This is a genomic window from Solibacillus sp. iso_87, assembly GCF_056173085.1.
The window spans coordinates 2081494-2104054 of the sequence record NZ_CM149656.1 but is presented as its reverse complement, the minus strand read 5'-3'; the positions used below and the strand labels follow the sequence as shown (position 1 = coordinate 2104054).

General features: G+C 37.8%; 22 protein-coding genes. 17 read left to right on the top strand and 5 right to left on the bottom strand.

Annotated elements, in window-relative coordinates; translation table 11 throughout:
- Positions 1 to 37 precede the first annotated feature (37 nt).
- A complete protein-coding gene (locus AC0VXV_RS10515; RefSeq protein ID WP_475528107.1) occupies positions 38 to 931 on the top strand; it encodes a stalk domain-containing protein in 894 nt (297 codons plus the stop codon).
- Between the two features lie 99 nt (positions 932 to 1030).
- Here AC0VXV_RS10515 and AC0VXV_RS10510 read toward each other — a convergent pair whose 3' ends face one another.
- Positions 1031 to 2281, bottom strand: a complete 1251-nt coding sequence (locus AC0VXV_RS10510) for an MFS transporter (protein WP_475528106.1) — start codon at positions 2279 to 2281, stop codon at positions 1031 to 1033.
- 197 nt (positions 2282 to 2478) lie between these two features.
- Here AC0VXV_RS10510 and AC0VXV_RS10505 point away from each other — a divergent pair, with 197 nt between their 5' ends.
- Positions 2479 to 2742, top strand: coding sequence for a YqhV family protein (locus AC0VXV_RS10505; protein ID WP_420820144.1), 264 nt, complete (start codon positions 2479 to 2481; stop codon positions 2740 to 2742).
- Positions 2743 to 2787: 45 nt separating this feature from the next.
- Here AC0VXV_RS10505 and AC0VXV_RS10500 read toward each other — a convergent pair whose 3' ends face one another.
- Both AC0VXV_RS10500 and AC0VXV_RS10495 read right to left on the bottom strand, forming a co-directional pair.
- Positions 2788 to 4017 carry an MFS transporter gene (locus AC0VXV_RS10500; protein ID WP_475528104.1) on the bottom strand — a complete coding sequence of 410 codons (1230 nt, stop codon included), beginning with the start codon at positions 4015 to 4017 and terminating at the stop codon, positions 2788 to 2790.
- Between the two features lie 92 nt (positions 4018 to 4109).
- Entirely contained in the window at positions 4110 to 4736 is a 627-nt protein-coding gene (locus AC0VXV_RS10495; protein WP_475528102.1) for a LysE family transporter, read from the bottom strand.
- Positions 4737 to 4980: 244 nt separating this feature from the next.
- Between AC0VXV_RS10495 and AC0VXV_RS10490 the strand changes: the two genes are divergently transcribed.
- From AC0VXV_RS10490 to AC0VXV_RS10435, 12 genes are all read left to right on the top strand, one after another.
- Positions 4981 to 5217 carry a hypothetical protein gene (locus AC0VXV_RS10490; protein ID WP_475528101.1) on the top strand — a complete coding sequence of 79 codons (237 nt, stop codon included), beginning with the start codon at positions 4981 to 4983 and terminating at the stop codon, positions 5215 to 5217.
- Positions 5218 to 5517: 300 nt separating this feature from the next.
- A complete protein-coding gene (locus AC0VXV_RS10485) occupies positions 5518 to 7410 on the top strand; it encodes an N-acetylmuramoyl-L-alanine amidase (RefSeq protein WP_475528100.1) in 1893 nt (630 codons plus the stop codon).
- A 190-nt stretch (positions 7411 to 7600) separates the two neighbouring features.
- On the top strand, positions 7601 to 8044 hold the full coding sequence (locus tag AC0VXV_RS10480) for a GyrI-like domain-containing protein (RefSeq protein ID WP_475528099.1): 444 nt from the start codon (positions 7601 to 7603) through the stop codon (positions 8042 to 8044).
- Between the two features lie 21 nt (positions 8045 to 8065).
- A complete protein-coding gene (locus tag AC0VXV_RS10475; protein ID WP_475528098.1) occupies positions 8066 to 8473 on the top strand; it encodes a VOC family protein in 408 nt (135 codons plus the stop codon).
- A gap of 216 nt (positions 8474 to 8689) precedes the next feature.
- Entirely contained in the window at positions 8690 to 9592 is a 903-nt protein-coding gene (locus tag AC0VXV_RS10470; RefSeq protein ID WP_475528097.1) for an ABC transporter ATP-binding protein, read from the top strand.
- Positions 9585 to 10817 carry an ABC transporter permease gene (locus AC0VXV_RS10465; RefSeq protein WP_475528096.1) on the top strand — a complete coding sequence of 411 codons (1233 nt, stop codon included), beginning with the start codon at positions 9585 to 9587 and terminating at the stop codon, positions 10815 to 10817. The genes AC0VXV_RS10470 and AC0VXV_RS10465 overlap by 8 nt, the downstream gene beginning before the upstream one ends.
- Positions 10818 to 11123: 306 nt before the next feature.
- Positions 11124 to 11423, top strand: coding sequence for a trypsin (locus AC0VXV_RS10460; RefSeq protein ID WP_475528095.1), 300 nt, complete (start codon positions 11124 to 11126; stop codon positions 11421 to 11423).
- Between the two features lie 281 nt (positions 11424 to 11704).
- Entirely contained in the window at positions 11705 to 12700 is a 996-nt protein-coding gene (bioB, locus tag AC0VXV_RS10455; RefSeq protein ID WP_475528094.1) for a biotin synthase BioB, read from the top strand.
- A 181-nt stretch (positions 12701 to 12881) separates the two neighbouring features.
- A complete protein-coding gene (locus AC0VXV_RS10450) occupies positions 12882 to 14078 on the top strand; it encodes a class I SAM-dependent rRNA methyltransferase (protein WP_475528093.1) in 1197 nt (398 codons plus the stop codon).
- 15 nt (positions 14079 to 14093) lie between these two features.
- Complete coding sequence (locus tag AC0VXV_RS10445; RefSeq protein ID WP_008403793.1) at positions 14094 to 14282, top strand: hypothetical protein; 189 nt, start codon at positions 14094 to 14096, stop codon at positions 14280 to 14282.
- 123 nt (positions 14283 to 14405) lie between these two features.
- Entirely contained in the window at positions 14406 to 15038 is a 633-nt protein-coding gene (locus tag AC0VXV_RS10440) for a TetR/AcrR family transcriptional regulator (protein ID WP_475528092.1), read from the top strand.
- A gap of 76 nt (positions 15039 to 15114) precedes the next feature.
- Positions 15115 to 15849, top strand: coding sequence for a glucose 1-dehydrogenase (locus AC0VXV_RS10435; RefSeq protein ID WP_475528091.1), 735 nt, complete (start codon positions 15115 to 15117; stop codon positions 15847 to 15849).
- 65 nt (positions 15850 to 15914) lie between these two features.
- Here the strand turns inward: AC0VXV_RS10435 and AC0VXV_RS10430 are convergent, their stop codons facing one another.
- Positions 15915 to 16493, bottom strand: coding sequence for a copper resistance CopC family protein (locus AC0VXV_RS10430; protein ID WP_475528090.1), 579 nt, complete (start codon positions 16491 to 16493; stop codon positions 15915 to 15917).
- A 529-nt stretch (positions 16494 to 17022) separates the two neighbouring features.
- On the opposite strand from AC0VXV_RS10430, the gene AC0VXV_RS10425 reads away from it, so the two are divergent.
- From AC0VXV_RS10425 to rarD, 3 genes are all read left to right on the top strand, one after another.
- On the top strand, positions 17023 to 18786 hold the full coding sequence (locus AC0VXV_RS10425; RefSeq protein WP_475528089.1) for an ABC transporter ATP-binding protein: 1764 nt from the start codon (positions 17023 to 17025) through the stop codon (positions 18784 to 18786).
- Positions 18776 to 20542: an ABC transporter ATP-binding protein gene (locus AC0VXV_RS10420; RefSeq protein ID WP_475528088.1), complete on the top strand. Its 1767-nt coding sequence runs from the start codon at positions 18776 to 18778 to the stop codon at positions 20540 to 20542. Before AC0VXV_RS10425 ends, AC0VXV_RS10420 begins: the two co-directional genes overlap by 11 nt.
- Positions 20543 to 20629: 87 nt before the next feature.
- Positions 20630 to 21556: an EamA family transporter RarD gene (gene rarD, locus AC0VXV_RS10415; RefSeq protein WP_475528086.1), complete on the top strand. Its 927-nt coding sequence runs from the start codon at positions 20630 to 20632 to the stop codon at positions 21554 to 21556.
- An 82-nt stretch (positions 21557 to 21638) separates the two neighbouring features.
- On the opposite strand, the gene AC0VXV_RS10410 is transcribed toward rarD, so the two are convergent.
- Entirely contained in the window at positions 21639 to 22439 is an 801-nt protein-coding gene (locus tag AC0VXV_RS10410) for a M15 family metallopeptidase (RefSeq protein WP_475528085.1), read from the bottom strand.
- Between the last annotated feature and the right edge of the window lie 122 nt (positions 22440 to 22561).

Sequence of the window (22561 nt, the reverse complement as noted above, 5' to 3'; positions counted from 1 at the left end):
GACTAATGTAGTGAAATTACCGAAAGGATGGAACTATATGAAAAAAATTGCACCTTTAGCATTATCTGTACTGTTACTTGGAACCGTTACTGCTTACGCTGATCAGCCAACAACAGAAGGGACTGAAGAAGTGGAAAAAGCAGGGACTTTTATCCAGCACAGAGGGAATATCACTGCAGTCGAACAGAGGGAAAACGCCAAATTATTTACAGCAGAACTTAATGACAATGTGTTCAATTTCTATGTAGATGACAAAACACTTGTTTTTGATGAACATGGCAATGAAGTGGAACTGAAAATTGGTGATACCATTTCACTTTCAATTTATGCGGATCAGCCAATGATCTTAATTTATCCGCCGCAATATGCACCACCAGTTGTTATTGTGGAAAAAGATGGTACTGCCAACTCAGTAAAGGTCGCGCAATTTGACGAAAACTTCTTAAGTGATGACGGAAAGTTAAAGCTGAATTTAAATGAGGAATCGGTCATTATTAATACAAAAGGCGAAAAAGTGTCTGCGAAGGAATTGAAAAACTACAGTGCAATTGTGTTTTACGGACCAACGACAAAGAGTATTCCAGCACAGTCAGCACCAGAAAAAATCATCGTATTCCCAAAACTTGAAGAAAAAGTAGAAAATCCTGAAATTGCACCAGAAATACAAGAACTAATTGGTGAAGATTACAAAGAAGTCGATGGCAAAATCATGGTGCCGTTACGCATTGTCGCAGAAGAACTTGGCTTTAAAGTCGCTTCGACAGGAAATGGAGCGGTCATCTCAAAAAATGCATTGTCGTACACAATTACACGGGGCGAGAAAACATATGGCCATAATCGTGCACTTAAACATTTTGACGTTGCACCAGCATTACTGGAAGAAAACAAAACATATGTAGAGTATGATTTTGTTAAAGAATTACTAAACTAAAAATAAATATACTGCCGGGCTAAAATTCATGCGACCTATGAATTTTAGTCTTTTTTTATATTGAAAAGGTGCTTTGAATTAAAATCAAAGCACCATGCTTTAATGTATAGAGCGCGGCTGCTTCTTTATTAATATTACAAATAAACTTGCCATGACACAGCAGACACCAGCCATAAAAAATGCCCAAGTATAGGTATTGAAATAGGAATATAACATACCTCCACCATATGCGGCAGTTGCAGCACCTACTTGGTGAGATGCAAAAATCCACCCGTAAATAATCGCGCTTTTATGTACTCCGAATATTTGTCTCGAAAGATTGATGGTCGGCGGCACAGTTGCCACCCAATCCAATCCGTAAAATACAGTGAAAACAAGGATCCAAGTCAGATTGCCTTCCATTAACGCAAAAGGCAGCAAGACAAGAGCAGCGCCCCTAAACAAATAATACCAAAACAGCAGCCAGCGATTATCAATACGATCGGACAGCCAACCGGAAAGTGTTGTTCCTACCATATTGAAAACGCCCATAAATGATAGCAAGGAAGCCGCAGTCACGATAGGTATGCCGAAGCTGATACAGTATGAAATAAAATGAGTCCCGACAAGACCGTTCGTTGAAAAGCCGCAAAAAAAGAAACTTCCTGCCAATAACCAAAATTCTTTAGCGCGTATAGCATCGACCAACCCTTTAAATGCCAGGACAATGGGATTGCCTTTTGATTGAACATCCGCAACCTCCGCATCCTCTGTCTGGCCGTATGGAAGGATACAGATTTCTTTTGGTGTGTTTCTCATAAAGAAAAAGATGAGGAAAAACATTACAGAACTAATCGTTATAATTAAACCAATTGCCCATCGCCACGAGTAATTTTCGATGATTGTGGCTAATACAGGGAGGAGTATTAACTGACCCATTGCAGTACTCGCTGTCAGAATCCCTGTTGCAAGTCCTCTTTTTTCTTTAAACCAGTGATTTGCTACATATGGACTTAAAACTGTTAAAAACAGACTGGAGCCAAGTCCGATAATTACTCCCCAAATAATGATCAGTTGCCATGATTGATTCATGAGGAAAATTAATAAAAGGCCAATCAGTAACGTCCCCATTGAAGCAAGCATCATTTTCTTTAATCCGAATTTTTGAAGTAATGCTGCCATGAATGGTCCAGCAAATCCGTAGAAAAACAAGCTGATTCCAAAGGCTAGGGAAATCACTTGACGATCCCAGCCGAATTCTTGTTCAAAAGGAGTCAAGAAAACGCCGGATGATGCCATCGCAATTCCGGCGGCAATAATGGAGCAGAATGATATAGCAAGAATAATCCAGCTATAATGAATTTTTTTCAACTGAACACCGCCTTTTTTTACTATATTTTAATTTTAAATAGGAATGTATCACATGTAAAATTATATTTTCAGATTGTTTTGGAATTTATTGTATGAGGGTTTGCTATTTAAAGATTTCCTATATGTTTTTATAAATATATTTCTAGGATTGATTGCATATGTTAGGTAACAACACTAGCAAGGATGTGGTTACATTTATGGATAAGGCACTCATTATTATCATTGCTTTAAGAATTATGTCCGGAAGTATAGAATTAACGGCAGCTGCATTAATGTTTAAATTCAATGATTTAGAAAAAGCCTTTTATATTAATACGCTACTAGCACTAGTCGGTCCGGTTGTTTTAATTGTTACAACAGCACTAGCATTGCTTGGCCTGGCAGAAAAGATTTCACTGACACGAATAATATGTCTTTTCTGCGGGATTTCCCTCATACTTTTTAGTTTAAAATCTGCCTGAAACATAAAAAGGACCTATGCAGCTATTGCTGTTAGGTCCTTATTTTTATATTAATTCTTTTGATTCAATATCCTCTACTTTAATAAACTTAATAACGAAAAATAAAAGAATAAATCCTAATATACCTGCAGTAATATAGCTAATATTGAGGTGGTCTTTCATGACAAGTGACATGATTGGCGGACCTGCTGCAACACCAATAAATCTCGCAGAACTATAGAATGAGGATACGGTACCACGTAATTCTTTTCTAATATTATCCGTAATAATGGTGTCAAGCGCAGGCAATAGAGCACCGATAGCTATTCCGACTATACTTGTTACAATCAGCAAAAGGATTAGTTTTTTGCTTGTGAACCCGACAAAGATAATGCTGACAGACATTGCAATCAAGGAAATAATAATAATTTTCTTAATTCTGTTTAAATCTCCTTTAATTTTCCGACCGGAAATATAAGAAGAAATACAAAGAAGTAAAAGCGGGATGGCCAGTACAAAACCTTTCTTAATACCTTTAATATCATGAACTTTTTCCAGGTTTTCTGATAAGAAAAATAACATGCCGAATAATATGAGCATAACAAGGACCCCGTTAAGGAATACCGTATACAGCCATCTTCCTTCGTCTTTGAAAACTTCTTTTGTATTACGTATAAATTCCTTAAACTTTAAAGGTTCATCCTTATCTTTAGGTACTTTAACAAAGAAGAATATAAGTGCAATGGAAATTAAACTGAGTGCTGATATAGAAAAGAACGGAAGGAACCATAATATAGCAGCAAAAACTGAGCCTAAAATAGGACTCAATACTTTTCCGAACGTATTAGAAGTTTCTATTATCCCTAAAGTTGAACTGATTTTCTCATCATCATCTTGATACAGGTCACCTACAAGAGGTAAAACAATTGGCATCGCTCCGGCAGCACCTATACCTTGAATGATTCTGCCGATAATAATCATTGTGTAAGGGTCATCCATTTTCCATGAAGCAAACCCTGCAATTAGTCCACCGATTAAAGCTAAGATCAGACTCGGTAATATGACGACTTTCCTGCCAAAGCGATCAGATAAATAGCCTGCTACTGGAATAAGAAAAATTGCTGCGACTGAATAGCTTGTAATGATCATGCTCGATTGAAATGATGTAATTCCGACTTTGTCTTCTAGTATTGGGAGCACTGGAATAAGCATTGAATTTCCTAAAGTCATGATGAGAGGAATAGAAGTCAGACTTACAATACACCATATACTTACATGTCCCTTATTTATATCCATTACCACACCTCGGCTAATTTTATATTTATTTAGGTATGGTTTCCTTTTGGGATTATTTTATACGCAAGGCTTTTTTGTCTATGCTACATCAATTAAAATAACAAATGAAAAGCCTGCTTTCCAAAGTAGATTCCAAATCCAATCATAAATATGGATGAAATAACGGTTACAGTCTTCAGTAGCTTAATGGATAATAATTTGCGGGCGACACTGGACAAAAATGAATATAGAAAATCCACTAAAATAATGCCGAGCAATATGGCGCTGCTAATTATTATGATGTCAAATCCACTAGCGATACCCGCTGTTTTTGCAAGGATGGAGCCATAAATTCCTAGCCAAAAAAGGATTGTTATCGGGTTTAATAAAGACATCAATAATCCAGCTAATAACGAATGTCTTAATCTTGTGATCCGGCCGGTTTTTGAATTCATTTCAATTTTATGTAGCGTCAATAAACTTTCTATCCCTGTATACAAAAGAACGAAACAACCAAAAGACCATAGTATTGTTTGTAATAGTATCGAATCGATGAATTTTCCAACTCCAAAATAAACGATGAACATATAGACAATGTCAGTAGTCAAAGCACCAAGACTGAAAAACCAGGCATGAAAAAACCCGTTCTTTAAACCTGTATTTAGAAGGACGTTCTTAACAGGTCCAAATGTAGCGGCCATAGTTACGCCTAAAAAGATATAGGTAAATATTGAATTCATAAAATGTCCTCCATTAATTACATATTTGTGCATTTTATTCGATGATGAGGTTTTTTAGGACTAGTAATAGGCTGAGCTGATTATTTATTTTGGGGAATTTTATTTACGGCAATTAAGAGGAGGAATGATGTATAGTTGTTTACTTAGATTTATAGGCAATAAATAGATTATTAAATGGATTTATTGTTATAATTTTAAAGTAATGCTGATATTCACAAATTAAAATTATAGGGAGGCAGTCATTATGCAAATAGATAAAAATATGCAGGAAATGTTTTCGAATTTTATTTTACAACGAGTAAAAGAGGACAAGATGGAGGAAGCAAAAGCTTTACTTGCCGAAAATTTTAAAAAGCAGGATGAAGGTACATTTACTAAAGAGGACGTAGAACAGTTTGTTCCAAAAATGATGCAATATTTAAAGCCGGAAAAAATTGAAGAGATTCGTACAATTGCAAAACAATTTTCTATCAATTTTTAATAAATTAATACGAAATCACAAAAAAATTATAGACTAAAAAAGAATCCGTTTGTCCGAAATATTACGGACTGGATTCTTTTTTTGCTCGTGATAAAACACCGACAATTCGCTTTATTACAACAATGTTAAATAGACCATTTACCCTTTACTTCCACTTTACAAACCAAGAATATTATTCCATGTAATCTTTTTGTAACTAGACTGTAACAAGATTTTGACATTAAATATGGATTTACCTCTATTTTTTTCCGGTTTTGTACTATACAATGAGGGGGACAGCTTATGAAAGGATAGGGAACAATGAATCAAAAACTGATTACATTGGTTGTTGCAATCTTCCTCGTTTGTACACTAGCTGTTACACCGACATCAGCTAAAGTAGTATTTGCAGATGTTGCGACAACCGATGCCACTTACGACGAGATCCAGTATTTAATTAGCCTTGGGGCGATTAAAGGATATCAGGAAAAGGGCAAAACGTACTACAAACCCAACATGAGTGTGACGCGTGCACAAGCTGCGAAAATGGCAGTCATTGCTGCAGGTAAAAGTCCACTAAAAGTAAGTAAATCCTCGTACACAGATGTAAAAGTCGGAACAGAACAATCGACATATATTGAACGTGCACGTCAACTTGGATTATTTACTAAAACATCAGGGAAATTTTCTCCTAATGCCACTTTGTCTCGTGAAGAAATGAGTCACGTTTTATCTATCGCATTTAATTTAAATGTAAGTGACTATAAAGATTTACCGGTGTACTTCCCAGATGTATCGAATTCGAATACATATGCTCCGTATATTAAAGCAATCTACTATAATGGGATTACAAAAGGTAGTGACGGCAAATACATGCCAAAAGGCTCGGTAACACGAGCACAGTTCGCATCATTTATCGCAAGAGCAAAAAGCGATGAATTCCGACTAGCCTTACCCGAACACCTTGATTCAGTTGATACGACACAAGTAATTGGTCTTGTATCAGTAACAACAGATGGCTTAAATGTTCGTACAAAGCCAACAACATCAAGTGCAGTGATTGGAAGAGTAAATTCGGGCGGTAAGTTATCGGTGTATGCTGTGGAAGGTAATTGGTTAAAAGTTTCTTATCAAGGCTATTACGGTTATATCAGCAAATCATATGCAAAATTCCTTGAACAAGACGGCAGTGCCATTGGACCATCAATTAAAGCTGTCAAGACAAATACAATTATAAATCTGTATTACAAACCGACATCGTCATCAAAAAAAATTAAACAAATTTCTGCCGGTTCAACATTGTCAGTCTACAAAGAAATTGACGGTTATTATTTAACAACAGTAGGTGGGATTCCAGGCTATATTGTAAAAAATAGCACGACGGATGTAGGGGGTTCAAATGTGACTCCGCCACCATCAGAAACGGATTCCGACAATAACGATCCTGTCGTAACATCCGGCACAACCGGTAAAGTAACGGTTGCGAGTTTAAACATGCGCAAATCGGCATCAGGATCATCAGCGACAATTAAAAAGTTATCAAAAGGAACAGTAATTGCAGTACATTCCATTAATGGCTATTGGGCAAAAGTAACAGCGGGCAAAGATACAGGCTATGTGCACAAATCGTACATTAAACTAGTGAACGAAAAAGGCAGTCCTATTAAAGACCGTATTATTATTTTAGACCCAGGGCACGGTGGTAAAGATCCAGGTGCTGTTAACTCTGGTAGTACTGAAAAAGCGATCGTTTTAAAAGTTGGCAATCTTGTCAAACAAAAACTTGAAGCGAACGGCGCAACTGTATATACTACACGTTCAGGAGATACGTATCCATCCCTTCAGGACCGCGTGAAATTTACAAAGGACAAGTTCGGTGAAGTTTATGTAAGTATTCACGTAAACTCGGCGACATCTACAAGTGCAAAAGGTACTGAAACGTACTACAGCATAACAACAGGTGACCAGTATGAAGAGGATAAAAAGCTTGCGACGTATATCAATAATGAGATCGTCAAAAATGCGGATATGAGAAACCGTGGTGTAAAAGAAGCACAGTATTATGTGACTCGCAATATGATCATTCCTTCTGTATTAGTAGAACTTGGGTTCATCTCAAATGCTGAAGACCGTAAAAAATTAATCAATGACAAGTATGTAGAAATCTATGCACAATCAATTTATAACGGGATTGTTGATTACTACAGAAAATAAAATATGCTGTTTGATGGCTTAGTTCTTTTAAAAGGACTAAGCCATTTTTATTTAAGCTGTATAGAAAAATATGGTAAAATTAATTTACTAAAATTAACTTTAAGTATTAGGAGATGAAATGAAGCAGTCATGTTTGACCGTAGTTTGCTGGAAGAGTGGATTAAAAATAATGAATAGTGCGGTGATTTAATTGACATTTAAAATGATAAAAAAAGAATTCAAGTTGGTTGGTTTAAAGGGTAGTGGGGAGTATGGAAACTTTGGAAGTGAAGTACCGTTGCTTGCAAAACGGTTATTAAGCCGTTCTAGTGAGGTCGACTTCCCGACTGAAAGTGAAATTGCATTATATGAGCCTAAAAAGAGTGCCGACCATACGACGGGCAATTTCTATGTAGGATTTATCGTTCGCGAGAGAGTGAACCAAATCCCGACAGGAATGGATTATTTAGAGACGAAAAACCATTATATTACGACAAGAGGGAACATAATGGAATTGGATAAACTTCATGAAAATTTGCTGAATTGGGGAACCGCGCAAGGTTATAATAGAGATCTTGATTCTTATATTATCGAAACTTACCACCCTGTCAACGAAGGGGAAGAAGTAGAAATCTATTTACCAATCAATGCGTAGAACTTAAGAGGGAGAAGAAAAATGGGCGGAAAATTAGTGAGAGTCGGAACAACTTACATACCGGTAACGGATATGGATCAATCTGCAGAATGGTATGTGAAGAACTTGGAGGCGGCATTAAGTTACAAAGACACGGATAAAGCCATATTAAACTTTGCAAATCAAAGTTTCTTTCTAGTGAAATCGAATGAAAATGTCACTGCCAATTTTAAAGATAAACATGGAAACGAACGTTTTTCAATAACATTTGAAGTTGATGGATTACATGCTTTAGCAAAACTGCATAAAGAATTTCAGCAAAGCGGGGTAAAAGTCGGTGAGATTGAAGATCGCGGACATGCTGGGAGGAATTTTGTCTTTTATGATTTGGATGAAAATAAATTCGATGTGTGGAGCGAACTGAGCCCAGCTTTTAAAGAAAAAAATTAAATAACTTTTTTACGGACTTAGTATGGATGAATTCCTTACTAAGTTTTTTTTGAAATAATGAATCTTTTCTTGTTCTGTTCCGTACATAAACATAGTGAATGAAATTGTTTAGTATTTTTATAAACATTACTTATTACATAATTTTTACTTATTTTATATTTGGAGGAATTACTATATAATGGAATTCGCTAGTTCTTATAAACAGGAGGTACGCTCATGGTGTTACAACTGAAAGATGTGACGAAACGCTACCGTGATTTCGTTGCAGTAAACCGATTGAACTTTACAATTGAAAAAGGCGAAATATTCGGCTTGATCGGGCAAAATGGTGCAGGTAAAACGACTACATTCCGAATGATTCTGGATTTACAGGATACAACAGAAGGTGCCATTACGTGGGATGGGCAGCCGATTAAATCGGTAAGCCGTGATTTTTTGGGTTATTTACCGGAGGAGCGCGGTATTTTCCCGCAAATGAAAGTGGAAGAGCAGCTTTACTTTTTCGGCGAGCTGCATGGAATGGATAAAAACGAGCTGAAAAAAGATATCGACTTTTGGATAGAGCGCTTTGATCTGGAAGAAAAACGAAATGTGAAAGCCGAGACTTTATCAAAAGGTAATAAGCAAAAGGTCCAATTAATCGCCAGCTTTATTCACAAACCGGCATTTTTAATTCTTGATGAACCGTTTAGCGGACTGGACCCGGTTAACATGGAGCTGCTGAAGAATGCAATATTGTATTTACGCGACCAAGGAATGACGATTTTATTCTCGAGTCACCAAATGGATAACGTTGAGGAGCTTTGTGATCACTTATGCTTATTAAAACGCGGTGAATCCCTGTTTTCAGGCTCCCTGCTTGATCTGAAAAAGCAGTACGGTAAAACGAAACTGACGGTACGTACCGAGAAATCCTTTGAAGAATTAAGTAAGTATCCAGGTGTGAATCATGTCAAAATGGAACGGGATTCACAGGCGGTGCTGACACTTGAAGATGAAAGATATGCACCTGAAATTTTTGACCTGCTTTCAAACGGCAATTACATCGAAAAGTTCAGTTTAGATTATTTATCGCTGCATGAAATTTTCAAAGAGAAAGTAGGTGCCGGCCTTGTCTAAATTTAAAGTACTTATAAAAAAATTATATAAACAAAAAATTACCTCAAAATCCTTTATTTTAACAACATTGCTTTACTTGGTAGTGCTAAGCGGGTTTATGTTCTGGTCTGAAATTAAAGACCTCATTTTCTCGGGGGATGCCGATACAGTTGCTGTTGTAAATGAAACTGAGTTTGATATCGCGCAAGTGCTGCAGGATACAGAGGATGTGGAGTATGTATATGTTGAATCGGGAGATATCGCGGATAAATTGAAGGACGGAGACTATTATGCGTCCTTTACCTTATCAGATGCTGATGGCAAACTAGCGGCGAAAATTGAATCATATGATCCGCTTCCGCTAAATGACCAGCAAGATTTCCAAAGTGCGCTAAGTGCAGCAGGTCAGCTGTACGCGATGAGCCAAATGGAATTATCACCAGAGCAGCAACAGCTACTATTATCGTCAGAACCGGTCATTACGTTAAATTCATTGAATGAAGCTGCAGATGACGGTAAATCTGCTGAAGAAAAAATGGCGGGTGTTTGGGTTTCGTATGCGATTGGAATTATCATTTATATTTTTGTCGCATCGTATTTATCAATGATTACAACAGATGTTGCTTCGGAAAAAGGGTCTCGTGCTCTGGAAATGTTATTAGTGAGCGTGAAGCCTGAAGTGCATTTCCGTTCGAAAATTGTCGGTGTATTTTTAGTCGCTCTTACACAATTTGTAATTCTATTCGGCGGCCTCTTATTATTGCTTCGCTTCTCAGATGGCGGAAACAAATGGTCAATTGTAACGGATCTGATTAATTCGCTATCGATCAGTTACTTCCTATACATTGTCGGGTTCTTATTCTTAACGATTTTCATGTATTTAATTATTGGCGCATTATTCGGTTCCCTAGTATCAAAAGTAGAAGAGGCAGGGCAAGTAATGATGCCGGCAATGATGCTGACACTTGTAGGATTCTACGTAATGCTGACAGGTATGGGTAACCCGGATACAATGCTGATTAAAGTATTCTCGTACATTCCGTTTACATCAGGTATGGTTATGCCGATGCGTTTAGGTGCAACGGATATGAATGCCATTGAACCAATCATTAGCTTCGTTCTTTTAGTGGTAACAGTACTGACACTATACTTCCTAAGTCTGTCATTCTACAAACGAAGTGTACTGACATATTCATCAGGCGGTATTATTGAAAAAATGAAAACGGTATTTAAAGTAACAACGTAACTTTTAAAATATGCTCCCTATTATGTGGACAGAAGATCTGTTCATTATAAAGGGGAGTTTTTTTATGCCTATCCTAATAATAAGAATAGTGAAAGAATGAGTGGGCACCGATGTAATAGTGAAAAACAGATATTATTGTTCCCGCAACTCCCTACTAATGGAACGGGATTCCTAGTGTAGTTTTTATTACCTAATTGTTACCTCCTTTTATAGGCGGTATTTCTGTAAAATAGGCGCTTTTTTTCCTTTATAAAAAGGATTAATAAATAAAGTGTCGAATGTAGGCGTAAAGAAGGGGGCATTAATATGCATGAGAATAGCGTTGAATATATGAAGGTTAATTTATTTATGACTTATGATGAAATATCAGAATACATATTGGTGATTTTTGACAAGCATGAATTAACTGTCAAGATATTATATTACAAAGGAAAAGATGACGAGATTACTACCATAGATGTAGAGAAATTTGATGTTGTAGAGAGTTTTACAGCTTCAAATATAGAAGATGCGGAGCTCAAGTATTTTATGTGGAATAATGTAAATGTAGCTGTTCCAATGATTTCAGAGTACTTAAATTCGAAATTACTAATCAAAACTGAATAGGGATAAAACCCGAACTGGGTAAATTTCAGGAAAAAAGGGTTTTCAATTAGTACGGGTTAAATGGCATGTGCTTTTTGTTGTTGAACATACCTTCAATTATTGTAAGTCCTCAAATTTTTCTAATAATTTTCTGATTATTGAACCTAAACTTTAAATCAAATCATAGGTATACACTTTATTTGTTAACTTTAAATGAAAAATGGTTGACGTAAAAATGCTATTACTTTATATTTACGTTAACTGTAAATTTTAATAGGTTAACACAAATAGGGGGAATAATAATGAATTGGGTTCAATTAGCTGAAGAAGTTCTCGAAGGAAAAATACTTACACATGAAGAAGCGTTAGCCATTGTCCATGCATCAGACGATGAATTGCTGCTATTAATGCAAGGGGCCTTCCTTATTCGGAAACACTATTACGGTAAAAAGGTAAAACTAAATATGATTATGAATGCTAAAAGTGGCTACTGTCCTGAAAATTGCGGCTATTGTTCACAATCATCAATTTCTACTGCACCAATTGAAAAATATCCGTTTATTACAAAAGAAGAAATTATTGCCGGAGCTAAAAAGGCATTTGAAAATCAGATTGGAACGTTTTGTATTGTTGCTAGTGGACGTGGACCGACACGTAAAGATGTAAAGGTTGTAAGTGAAGCGGTTCAGGAAATTAAAGAAAAATACGGATTAAAAGTATGTGCTTGTTTAGGGTTGCTAAAAGATGAACAGGCAGAACAATTAAAAACAGCTGGAGTCGACCGCTATAATCATAATTTGAATACATCTGAAAAGCATCACGATTATATTACAACTTCACATACATATAAAGATCGGGTCAACACGGTTGAAATTGCTAAAAAATATGGGATGTCACCTTGTTCGGGGGCCATTATTGGAATGCGTGAATCGAAACAGGATGTTGTCGATATTGCCTATGCACTTCATGCGCTGGATGCAGACTCCATTCCAATCAACTTTTTAAATGCGATTGATGGTACAAAGCTAGAAGGTACACAGGAGCTGGATCCCCGATATTGTTTAAAAGTTCTCGCCTTATTCCGCTACATTAATCCAACTAAGGAAATACGAATCGCTGGAGGACGTGAAATCAACTTAGGTTCGTTACAGCCACTTGGGTTGTATGCTGCAAATAGTATTTTTGTAGGGGATTATTTAACAACAGAAGGTCAAGAGGAAAATGCGGATTATGCATTAATCAGAGATTTAGGCTTTGAAATTGAAATTAATGAGAAGCAAACAGCACTTCAAATGTAGACTGTATACGAGAGTTCCTTCTACCTAATTAATTATAAAAAAGCAATACTAGTAAGCGTCAACTCAACATGCGAGTAGCTATTCCCAAGCATTCGTAGTAAACTGATATTGTACGGAGAGATTTGTATTTAAAACAAGTCTCTCTTTTTTATGAACGAAAAACAGTAGTAAGGATGAAAGCATGAGAAAAAAAACAGAACTACAAGTAGAAAGTAAAGCGATTAAGGATTTGACGAATGGCAATCCATTAATTTTAAAAGATACAGTTGTAATGCCGGAAGTATCGATTGAAGAAGGCAACCTTCTTCATTTGGTTGATAAAAGCGGCGGGTATATTGCAACTGGCTATTACGGTATTCAAAACAAGGGAATCGGCTGGGTGCTGACTCGTAAAGAAAAAGAGCAGATAGATGTGAAGTTCTTTACGAAAAAAATCCGTGAAGCTGCTGAAAAACGTGCAGACTTTTTTGCCTCTGAAGATACAACTGCATTCCGTGTGTTTAATGGCGAAGGTGACGGTATTGGCGGTTTGACAATTGATTTCTTTAACGGCTTTTACATGGTAAGCTGGTACAGTGAAGGGATTTATTCATTCCGTAATGATATATATGAAGCATTGAATGCGGCAGTGAATACACGCGGGATTTATGAAAAACTGCGCTTTGATACAAATGGTCAATATATTGATCAGGATGATTATGTATCAGGTGAAAAAGGTGAATTCCCGCTGATTGTTCAGGAAAACGGCATGAACTTTGCGGTTGATCTGAATGATGGGGCAATGACAGGAATTTTCCTTGATCAGCGTAATGTGCGTAAAGCATTACGTGACCGCTATTCAACAGATAAGACGGTACTGAATACATTCTCGTACACAGGTGCGTTTTCGGTTGCGTCAGCTTTAGGCGGAGCATCGGGTACGACTAGTGTCGATTTGGCAAAACGTAGCTTGCCTAAAACAATTGAGCAATTCAGTGTGAATGGAATTGACTATGAATCACAAGATATTAAAGTGATGAACGTATTTGACTACTTCAGCTATGCCGCAAGAAAAGGTCTGAAATTTGATGTCGTTGTACTGGATCCACCAAGCTTTGCTCGTACGAAAAAAATGACGTTCAGTACGTCAAAAGATTATCCGAAATTGCTCAAGGATGCGTTGACGATTACAAACAATGGTGGAGTAATTGTTGCATCAACGAACAATGCAAGCTTTAATATGAAAAAGTTCAAAACGTTCATAGACAAAGCGTTTAAAGATTTTGGGGCACGCTATAAAATTTTAGAAGAGCACCAGTTGCCGGAAGATTTCACTGTGCCGCATAACTTCCCGGAATTCAATTATTTAAAAGTAGTCATCATTCAAGTGATGAACTAATCGGAGTGATAAGATATGAAATACAATAAAACAACGATGCTGAAATTAATCAATGAGCATCGCGAACTGCATGACGAACTGAAAAAACTGAAATCGGAAATGGGACTGGAAAAAAACTTCGCCGTTAAAGCGCTGTACCATTCAGCTGTGGCTGAAGATGGCCCATATATGAAAGATTACCAGGACTTGGAACGTTTACGCTAATACAGACACCGCAACGATTGAATCCAATTGTTGCGGTGTATTTTTTTGAGCAAGACTATTAAATTAACTGTATATAATCATGATACAATACAGCTATAATATGTAAAATTGAGGGGAAGACTATTGAGTATTAGAGAACAAAGAAAACAACAGCGCAGGGAACAAATCATTCAGGCAGCAAAGTCTTTGATGTTAGATAGCGGAATTCAGCAAGTACAATTACAGGACGTTGCAAATGAAGTAGGGATTGGTATTGCGACATTTTATCGTTATTTTGCAAATAAAGAATTACTCGTTTTAGCAATCAATAATGATATAACTAGAGAAATGACAAATACGATCAAGCACATTGCAAATGAACATTTGACAGCTTATGAACAAATTGAACGGATCTTAACTTATTATATTGAGTTAATCGATGACCCGCAGCATCAGTTTGTTAAGTTTTTTAAAGCGTTCGAAGCATATAAACCGATTTCTGAAGAGACATACGAGTACAAGGAATTTGTAGATATTCGGAGAGAAATGGCCAATGTTTTGTATTCTATTGCAGAAAAAGGAAAGGAAGATGAATCAATACGACCAGGTATTGATATTCCGGAATATGTGTTTACTGTTGTACAAAATATAAGTTACTTTACTGTAGAATCCTATTTGACTGATCATGACCCTAATCTACCCGTGAAATTAGATCCCAAAAAGCAGTTAAAGCTGATTAAGGCGATGTTTTTACAATTCATAGCCACTAAAAATTGACGGACCGATCAAACATTGCTATTGTTAAATTAAGATAGTGATAGTTAACTATCATATTTTTAGGAGGATGATTTGGATGTCTCGATTAACAGGTAAAGTTGCAATTATTACAGGTGCAGCTCAAGGTATGGGTGCTGCCCATGCAAAGGCATTTGTAGAACAAGGTGCAAAAGTAGTTTTAACAGATTTAAATGAAGAAAAAGGGAATTCATTTGCTGCAGAATTAGGGGAAAATGCTATCTTCTTAAAACAAAACGTTACTTCAGAGGAAGATTGGACAACTGTTATTGCAAAAGCAGAAGAAGCATTTGGTCCTGTAAACGTATTAGTAAATAATGCTGGAATTTCAATGAATAAAAATATGCTGGAAATGTCTTTAGATGAATACATGAAAATCGTCAATATTAACCAAGTATCTGTATTCTTAGGTATGAAAGCAGTAGCGGCTTCAATGATGAAAGCTGGTGGCGGTTCAATCGTCAACATTTCGTCAATCAATGGCTTAGTTGGTGGTGCTGTAGGTTATACAGATACTAAATTTGCTGTTCGTGGTATGACGAAAGCAGCTGCGTTAAACTTGTCGCCAATGGGTATTCGTGTAAACTCAGTACACCCAGGTGTTATTGCAACACCAATGATTATGCAGGAAGATGCAAAAGCTGCGATCGAAGAATTTGCAAAGCATATCCCGCTGAAACGCGTATCGCAACCAGAAGAAGTATCCCAATTAGTAGTCTTCTTAGCATCGGACGAGTCAAGCTACTCAACAGGTGCAGAGTTTGTAGTGGATGGCGGTATAACAGCACAGTAAATTGAAAAACTGCACTCTAATTGTTACTTTTTACAGTTAGAGTGCAGTTTTTTATTTATTTTATTTTATTTTTTCGTTTTCTTAACTAACCATCTCTTATAGCTGTACATCGTTATCACTGCGAGCACAAGCACAATAAGCGTGATGACAATAACAAGAGTCCAAAATGAGCCATCGTCATCATCATCGGAATTTGTTTCATCCTTTAATGTATCGACTATTGAATCGACATCGTTGGCAATTTTTTCAGTTGTATCAGCTGCAGTATCCTCTTCCTTCTTTGTCTCCGCAGGCGCATTTACTGCAAATGAAAATGAACCTGATAATGGATGTCCATCCTCGCTAATACTATCCCATTCAACGGTATAAGTGTCATTTGGAAGAGGATCAAGCATAATTCCGGATAGGACCCCATCATTTACAGAAATAGAATGAATCTCTATCTCCTTACCATCACTTGCTATTACTTTAAATATACTTCCTTCTTCAATTTTTCCTTCATACGTTAAATCAATATTTTTAATATTTTCGTCAACAGTCTCACCTTCAGCAGGATTAGTTGATACTAAGTGTGTATGTGCGAATGCTCCCGGTACAAACAATAAAAAAGTAGCAACAAACGATAATAATAATTGTTTCCTCAATGAAAAAACTTCCTTTCGATATTCATTTAGCAGTTACCATAGCTGCAGAAAAGTTAAAACAAATCTGCTGTAAATGGAGTATTGAGTTTAGTATGGACAAAAAGATACGGAAATATTGAAAGGGAAAATATAAATGCAAAAACCATTACAAAATCAACAGAAAAATTTTAATTAAAAAAATAATTCGGAATCCGAAAAAAATATTTGTAAAATATATCGGAAAATTAAAATATTTGGTAAAATGGGGGAACTTGAGAAAAAAAGAGGTTCTTAGTAAATAGTGGGATGTTGTAATTTTGACAGTAAAGTTGATTGGAATGGAGGGGAGGCGAGTGTTCGTGCTGACGGTTTCACCTTTCGCACTGCTAAAACACTAGCTGACGGCTGGCGCCTTTCGCTACAAGCAAGCTTCCAGCGGGAATAGCGTGACGGCTGAGACTACAGGCTCAGGCCACGCCCGCGGAAAGCGTCCGACCCGGAATGGAAATCAACCCCACCATATGAAAAGGACTCAAAAGAGGGTGAAAGAATGAAGGTATTTATTAAATTAGGTTGGTTTTTTAAAGAGCGAAAATACCAATACACAGTCGGGCTTCTAATGCTTGTATTAGTTGCCATCCTGCAGCTCGTGCCGCCGAAAATTATCGGCTTCACTATCGATGAAATCGGTGCTCGTACATTAACGAAAGCAGGCTTGTTTAAATGGCTTGCCATTATCATCGGTGTAGCAATTGCCATGTACATACTGCGCTACTACTGGCGGCAAATGATTTTTGGATCGTCCAACCTGTTGGCGCGAACATTACGCGAAAAGCTCCATCGCCATTTTACACAAATGTCTCCGTCTTTTTATCAAAAAAATCGTGTCGGTGATTTAATGGCACATGCAACAAATGATATAAGTGCAGTGCAGCAAACAGCTGGCGGCGGGGTTTTAACATTATTTGACTCGCTTACAACAGGGGGCTTTGTCATTTTGGCAATGGCGATTACGATTGACTGGCGTCTGACATTAATTGCACTCATTCCGATGCCGCTAGTCGCCTTATCCACGAGCTATTACGGCAAGCTTCTGCATGAGCGTTTCCGTCATGCCCAAGCTGCGTTTTCCGATTTAAACGATAAAACACAGGAAAGTATCAGCGGGATGAAAGTACTGAAAACGTTTGGTCAGCAACAGGAGGATGTTGCGGATTTTACGAAACTTTCCGATGAAGTTGTGGAAAAAAATATGCGTGTAGCAAAAGTCGATTCATTATTTGACCCGACGATCAGTTTTGTAGTCGGGTTGAGTTTTATGCTAAGTCTTGGATTCGGGACGAAATTTATTTTGGAAGATGCAATGACTGTTGGCGATTTAGTTACTTTCACGACGTATTTAAGTATTCTGATCTGGCCGATGCTGGCAATTGGTATGCTGTTCAATATCGTCGAGCGAGGCAGTGTTTCATATGACCGGATCGAACGAATTTTAAATACCCCGATTGAAATTGATGACAAGATTGATGCTATTGAAGAATATCCTTCCGGGAATCTTCTATTCAACGTCACTTCATTTACATTCCCGGGAGATGCGGCACCGACATTAAACGATGTGCATTTTAAGCTGAAACGCGGCGAAACACTCGGAATTGTCGGTAAAACAGGTGCGGGGAAGACGTCGATTTTAAAGCTGCTGCTTCGTGAGTTTGAAGGATATGAAGGAACAATTCAATTTGGTGAACACAATATAAATGACTATAAGAAAAGTTCTCTCCGTCAGGCGATTGGTTATGTACCGCAAGATCATTTTTTATTCTCGGCAACACTTTATTCCAATATTGCCTTTGCCAATCCACGTGCAAGCATGGAGGAAGTTCGTGCAGCGGCAGCACTTGCGAATATTGATGAGGACATTATGAACTTTACAGATGGCTATGACACGATTGTCGGAGAACGGGGAGTTTCTCTTTCAGGCGGACAGAAACAGCGAATTTCCATCGCTAGGGCATTACTGATGAAACCTGAACTGCTCATATTGGATGATTCTTTATCTGCGGTTGATGCGCGCACAGAAGAAGCGATTTTACATGCATTAAAAGAAGAGCGGAAAAATGCGACAACGATTATTACATCACATCGTTTAAGCGCAATCCAACAGGCACATGTCATTATCGTTGTTGATGAAGGAACAATTATTGAAAAAGGTACCCATGAACAGTTAATGGCACTAGAAGGAAGCTATTATGAAATGTACCAGTTACAGCAACTAGAGCAGTTAGTGGAACAGGGGGGTGACCAAGATGGCGAATGAGACGATTTCAAGTAAAGAACAACGCCTCGTATTAAAGCGCCTCTTTACGTATTTAAAGCCACATAAAAAGATATTGGCCATTGCACTGTTTCTGCTTGTTTTAACCGTTCTTGGAGATATTATTGGTCCGTATTTGATTAAAGTGTATATCGACGACCATCTAATGATTGGCAATTTTGATATGACCCCAATCGTCACACTCGGTGTTGGGTACTTTATTATTCAATTGCTGAACGTTATTATCACATATTACCAAAATATTAAATTCCAGGAGCTAGCACTAAAAGTTATTCAGCAACTGCGAATTGATGTGTTTTCAAAAATTCACAGACTTGGTATGCGCTATTTTGATCAGGTTCCGGCCGGTTCAATCGTGTCCAGGGCAACAAATGATACGGAAGCAATTAAAGATATGTTCGTGTCGGTACTCATCAGCTTTGTACAGGCGGCGTTTTTAATTGTCGGTGTGTATTTTGCGATGTTTTTCCTAAATGCAAAGTTAGCATTTTACATGCTTCTTTTGCTGCCTGTTATTATGTACATCATTTGGCTATACCGCAAAATGAGTTCGGTTGTGTATATGCGCATGCGGGAAAAACTGAGTGAGCTTAATGCGAAACTTTCTGAAACATTATCAGGAATGAGCATCGTGCAGGCATTCCGTCAAGAACCTCGTTTCAATGACGAGTTTGACCGTGTCAATGAAGAGCATTTCCAGTCAATGATGGCCAATACGAAAATGAACAGTCTTCTGCTTCGTCCGATTATTGACTTAGTGTACTTTACAGCAATCGTTATTTTACTGTTTTACTTCGGATGGACATCATTTGAAACAGCGGTGGAAGTCGGGGTTGTTTACGCGTTCATAACTTATATGAACCGTTTCTTTGACCCGATTAATCAAGTAATGGAACGTCTCGCGCTGTTCCAGCAAGCGATTGTAGCGGCATCCCGTGTATTTGAGCTGATAGATAATGAAGAGCTCGAGCCAGCACAGCAAAACAAGCCGGTTCAAGTTTCAAAAGGCCATATCGAATTTAAAAGTGTGTCGTTTAGCTACGACGGCAAGCAAGACGTGCTGAAAAATATTTCGTTCACGGTCAACCCTGGAGAAACGGTTGCGTTAGTCGGGCATACCGGTAGCGGAAAGAGTTCAATTATCAATCTCCTAATGCGTTTCTATGAATTTAAGCGCGGTGAAATTTTAATTGACGGCCAGTCGATCAAAGATTACGAACAGCGGGAACTACGTGAAAAAATGGGGCTCGTGCTGCAAGACCCATTCCTGTTTTACGGAACGATCGATTCGAATATTCGACTGTATAATGAAAATCTCACATTACAGAAGGTGAAGGAAGCGGCAGAATTTGTGCAGGCAAATGATTTCATTGAATCGCTTCCGGATGGCTATGGAAGTCGTGTGACAGAGCGTGGTTCGACGTTTTCAAGCGGTCAGCGCCAACTGGTGGCGTTTGCGCGGACAATTGCGACAAACCCGAAAATCCTTGTACTCGATGAAGCAACGGCAGCGATCGATACCGAAACAGAAGTTGGCATTCAGCAGTCATTGGAAAAAATGCGCAAAGGCCGTACTACGATAGCGATCGCTCACAGACTTTCAACAATTCAGGATGCTGAGCAAATATTAGTATTGCATAAAGGTGAGATCGTTGAACGGGGTACACATCAGCAGCTCATCGCACAAAAAGGGTTATACCACAAAATGTACTTACTGCAAAATGGTATAGTGGAATAATAAAAAAGCGTTCTATTAAGCTACAATTATTTACTTCTCAAATATAGACATCTATAATGAGAGTATCAAAAATTAGAAGGTGCACCAATGTCAGAACTAAAGAAGGGCGTTATTTTAGCAATCGGCGCCTATTTAATGTGGGGGATCATTCCTCTGTACTGGAAGCAGCTGCAGCATGTCGGCAGTGTAGAAATTTTAGTGGGACGTGTAATTTGGTCCTTTGTATTCACCGTTCTGTTTGTGTTGCTGATCCGTCAGTACAAACAGATGATAGCAGATATAAAAATGCTATGGAAAAATAAGAAACAGTTTTTTTTACTGTTCGTAGCATCGGTTTTTGTTTCGCTCAATTGGGGAATTTTTATTTGGGCAGTAAACAATGGACATTTACTACAGACGAGTTTAGGTTATTATATTAACCCGCTTATATCCGTATTGTTCGGATTGATCTTTTTTAAAGAGAAAATTTCCCGGGCAACTGCGGTAGCCGTCATCATTGCGGCCATCGGGGTAGGGTATCAGGCGATATTAGGCGGTACGATTCCTTGGGTATCACTTGCGCTGGCGCTAACATTTGCTTTTTACGGTGTTATTAAAAAGCAGATACCGCTTGATGCGACACGCGGACTCGCAATCGAAACATTGTTTGTTTTACCGATTGCCGTTGGGATCTACTTCTATTTAATGAAAACGTCGGAAATTGCCTTTATGCAAGTGGACTTGAAAACCAATCTATTGTTAATGGGCGGCGGGATCGTAACGGCCTTGCCACTTGTCCTATTTGCAAAAAGTGCGCAAAAAATTCCACTTTATTTAATGGGCTTCATTCAATTTTTGGCACCGACGATCAGCTTAATGCTCGGAATTTTTTTATACAAGGAGCCTTTTACACTGACAGAATTCATCACTTTCGTATGTATTTGGCTGGCGGTATTCATCTTTTCGGCTTCAAAAGTGCTCGAAGCGAGAAAACATCATGCGACGTATAAAAAAGAGAATGAAGTTAAAGTTTAATCAAGCGTTCAAAATAAAAAACGACCGTTGCACTTGCAAATGGTCGTTTTTTAATTATCCAATTATCAATAACGAACGCCTATCATATTTCCTCCAATACGGAAGTAATAATATATCCTCCGACATTATCACCAGATACCTTGACATTCGTTGATTCAAGCGTATTGACAGCTGTCTTGTTATCGGTATAATGGACAAAATAAGTTGTATCATCCAATTTCATTTTATAAAATTGCTTCTCTCTAAGATAAGCAATATATTCCTCAAAAACGAAGTCGTGCTGCTTCATTATTACGCTATGGGGCAAGCCTATGTATCGGAAATGCCAAGGTTCATACTCAATCCCCGTAATGTCGACTTTGTGTTTAGGATAGCGTAGAATGTAGCCAAACTCCGCTGCGTGTTCTTCCATCCATTTTCCTTCTGCAACATTTTCCATTTTGCCGACAGTCGAACCAATATCAATCGATAAGCCCGTCTGATGTTCACTATAGCCGGCAGGCAGGGCATAATCGGCACCGATTTGTTCAAAAAGCTGTTTCTGAAGTTTTCCGCTGCGATAGGCACTATTGATTATGAAATGCTCGATTCCATCATCCGCTGCCGCATCGAATAATTGCTTAAGAGGTGCAATAGCCTGTTCTTCAAGAAAATACTCTGAATTGACGATTACATTTTTAGCTATATCATCTGGAATAGGGGCTAAATTGCCAGGTTCATTCTGTAATGCGATGTCCCGGTTAACAAGGACAAGATCCCCGTTTGAGACGGAGTACGATGCTAGTGAAAGCTGCTGAGGTAAGTCGGGAGCACCAACTTGTACAGTCGTAAAAAATTGAAAGCCAATAACGGCAAAAATAAGTATAAAAAGAATCTTTTTCATTAAATAACGCTCCTTCAATCTAAGCATAGCAAATAAAACGGAAAATTGAAGGATAAATTGTGGAGATATTCCGAAGAACTATGAAAATAAGATATAGCTCCTTTGAAATTATTTGTGTATGG

Excerpts from the sequence above, each read along its gene's own strand:
- AC0VXV_RS10490 (WP_475528101.1), top strand. The coding sequence starts at position 4,981 with ATGCAAATAGATAAAAATATGCAGGAAATGTTTTCGAATTTTATTTTA.
- AC0VXV_RS10425 (WP_475528089.1), top strand. The coding sequence starts at position 17,023 with ATGAAGGTATTTATTAAATTAGGTTGGTTTTTTAAAGAGCGAAAATAC.
- AC0VXV_RS10420 (WP_475528088.1), top strand. The coding sequence starts at position 18,776 with ATGGCGAATGAGACGATTTCAAGTAAAGAACAACGCCTCGTATTAAAG.
- AC0VXV_RS10505 (WP_420820144.1), top strand. The coding sequence starts at position 2,479 with ATGGATAAGGCACTCATTATTATCATTGCTTTAAGAATTATGTCCGGA.
- AC0VXV_RS10515 (WP_475528107.1), top strand. The coding sequence starts at position 38 with ATGAAAAAAATTGCACCTTTAGCATTATCTGTACTGTTACTTGGAACC.
- AC0VXV_RS10450 (WP_475528093.1), top strand. The coding sequence starts at position 12,882 with ATGAGAAAAAAAACAGAACTACAAGTAGAAAGTAAAGCGATTAAGGAT.
- AC0VXV_RS10445 (WP_008403793.1), top strand. The coding sequence starts at position 14,094 with ATGAAATACAATAAAACAACGATGCTGAAATTAATCAATGAGCATCGC.
- AC0VXV_RS10470 (WP_475528097.1), top strand. The coding sequence starts at position 8,690 with ATGGTGTTACAACTGAAAGATGTGACGAAACGCTACCGTGATTTCGTT.
- bioB (WP_475528094.1), top strand. The coding sequence starts at position 11,705 with ATGAATTGGGTTCAATTAGCTGAAGAAGTTCTCGAAGGAAAAATACTT.
- rarD (WP_475528086.1), top strand. The coding sequence starts at position 20,630 with ATGTCAGAACTAAAGAAGGGCGTTATTTTAGCAATCGGCGCCTATTTA.
- AC0VXV_RS10475 (WP_475528098.1), top strand. The coding sequence starts at position 8,066 with ATGGGCGGAAAATTAGTGAGAGTCGGAACAACTTACATACCGGTAACG.
- AC0VXV_RS10500 (WP_475528104.1), bottom strand. The coding sequence starts at position 4,017 with ATGGATATAAATAAGGGACATGTAAGTATATGGTGTATTGTAAGTCTG.
- AC0VXV_RS10460 (WP_475528095.1), top strand. The coding sequence starts at position 11,124 with ATGCATGAGAATAGCGTTGAATATATGAAGGTTAATTTATTTATGACT.
- AC0VXV_RS10435 (WP_475528091.1), top strand. The coding sequence starts at position 15,115 with ATGTCTCGATTAACAGGTAAAGTTGCAATTATTACAGGTGCAGCTCAA.
- AC0VXV_RS10410 (WP_475528085.1), bottom strand. The coding sequence starts at position 22,439 with ATGAAAAAGATTCTTTTTATACTTATTTTTGCCGTTATTGGCTTTCAA.
- AC0VXV_RS10485 (WP_475528100.1), top strand. The coding sequence starts at position 5,518 with ATGAATCAAAAACTGATTACATTGGTTGTTGCAATCTTCCTCGTTTGT.
- AC0VXV_RS10495 (WP_475528102.1), bottom strand. The coding sequence starts at position 4,736 with ATGAATTCAATATTTACCTATATCTTTTTAGGCGTAACTATGGCCGCT.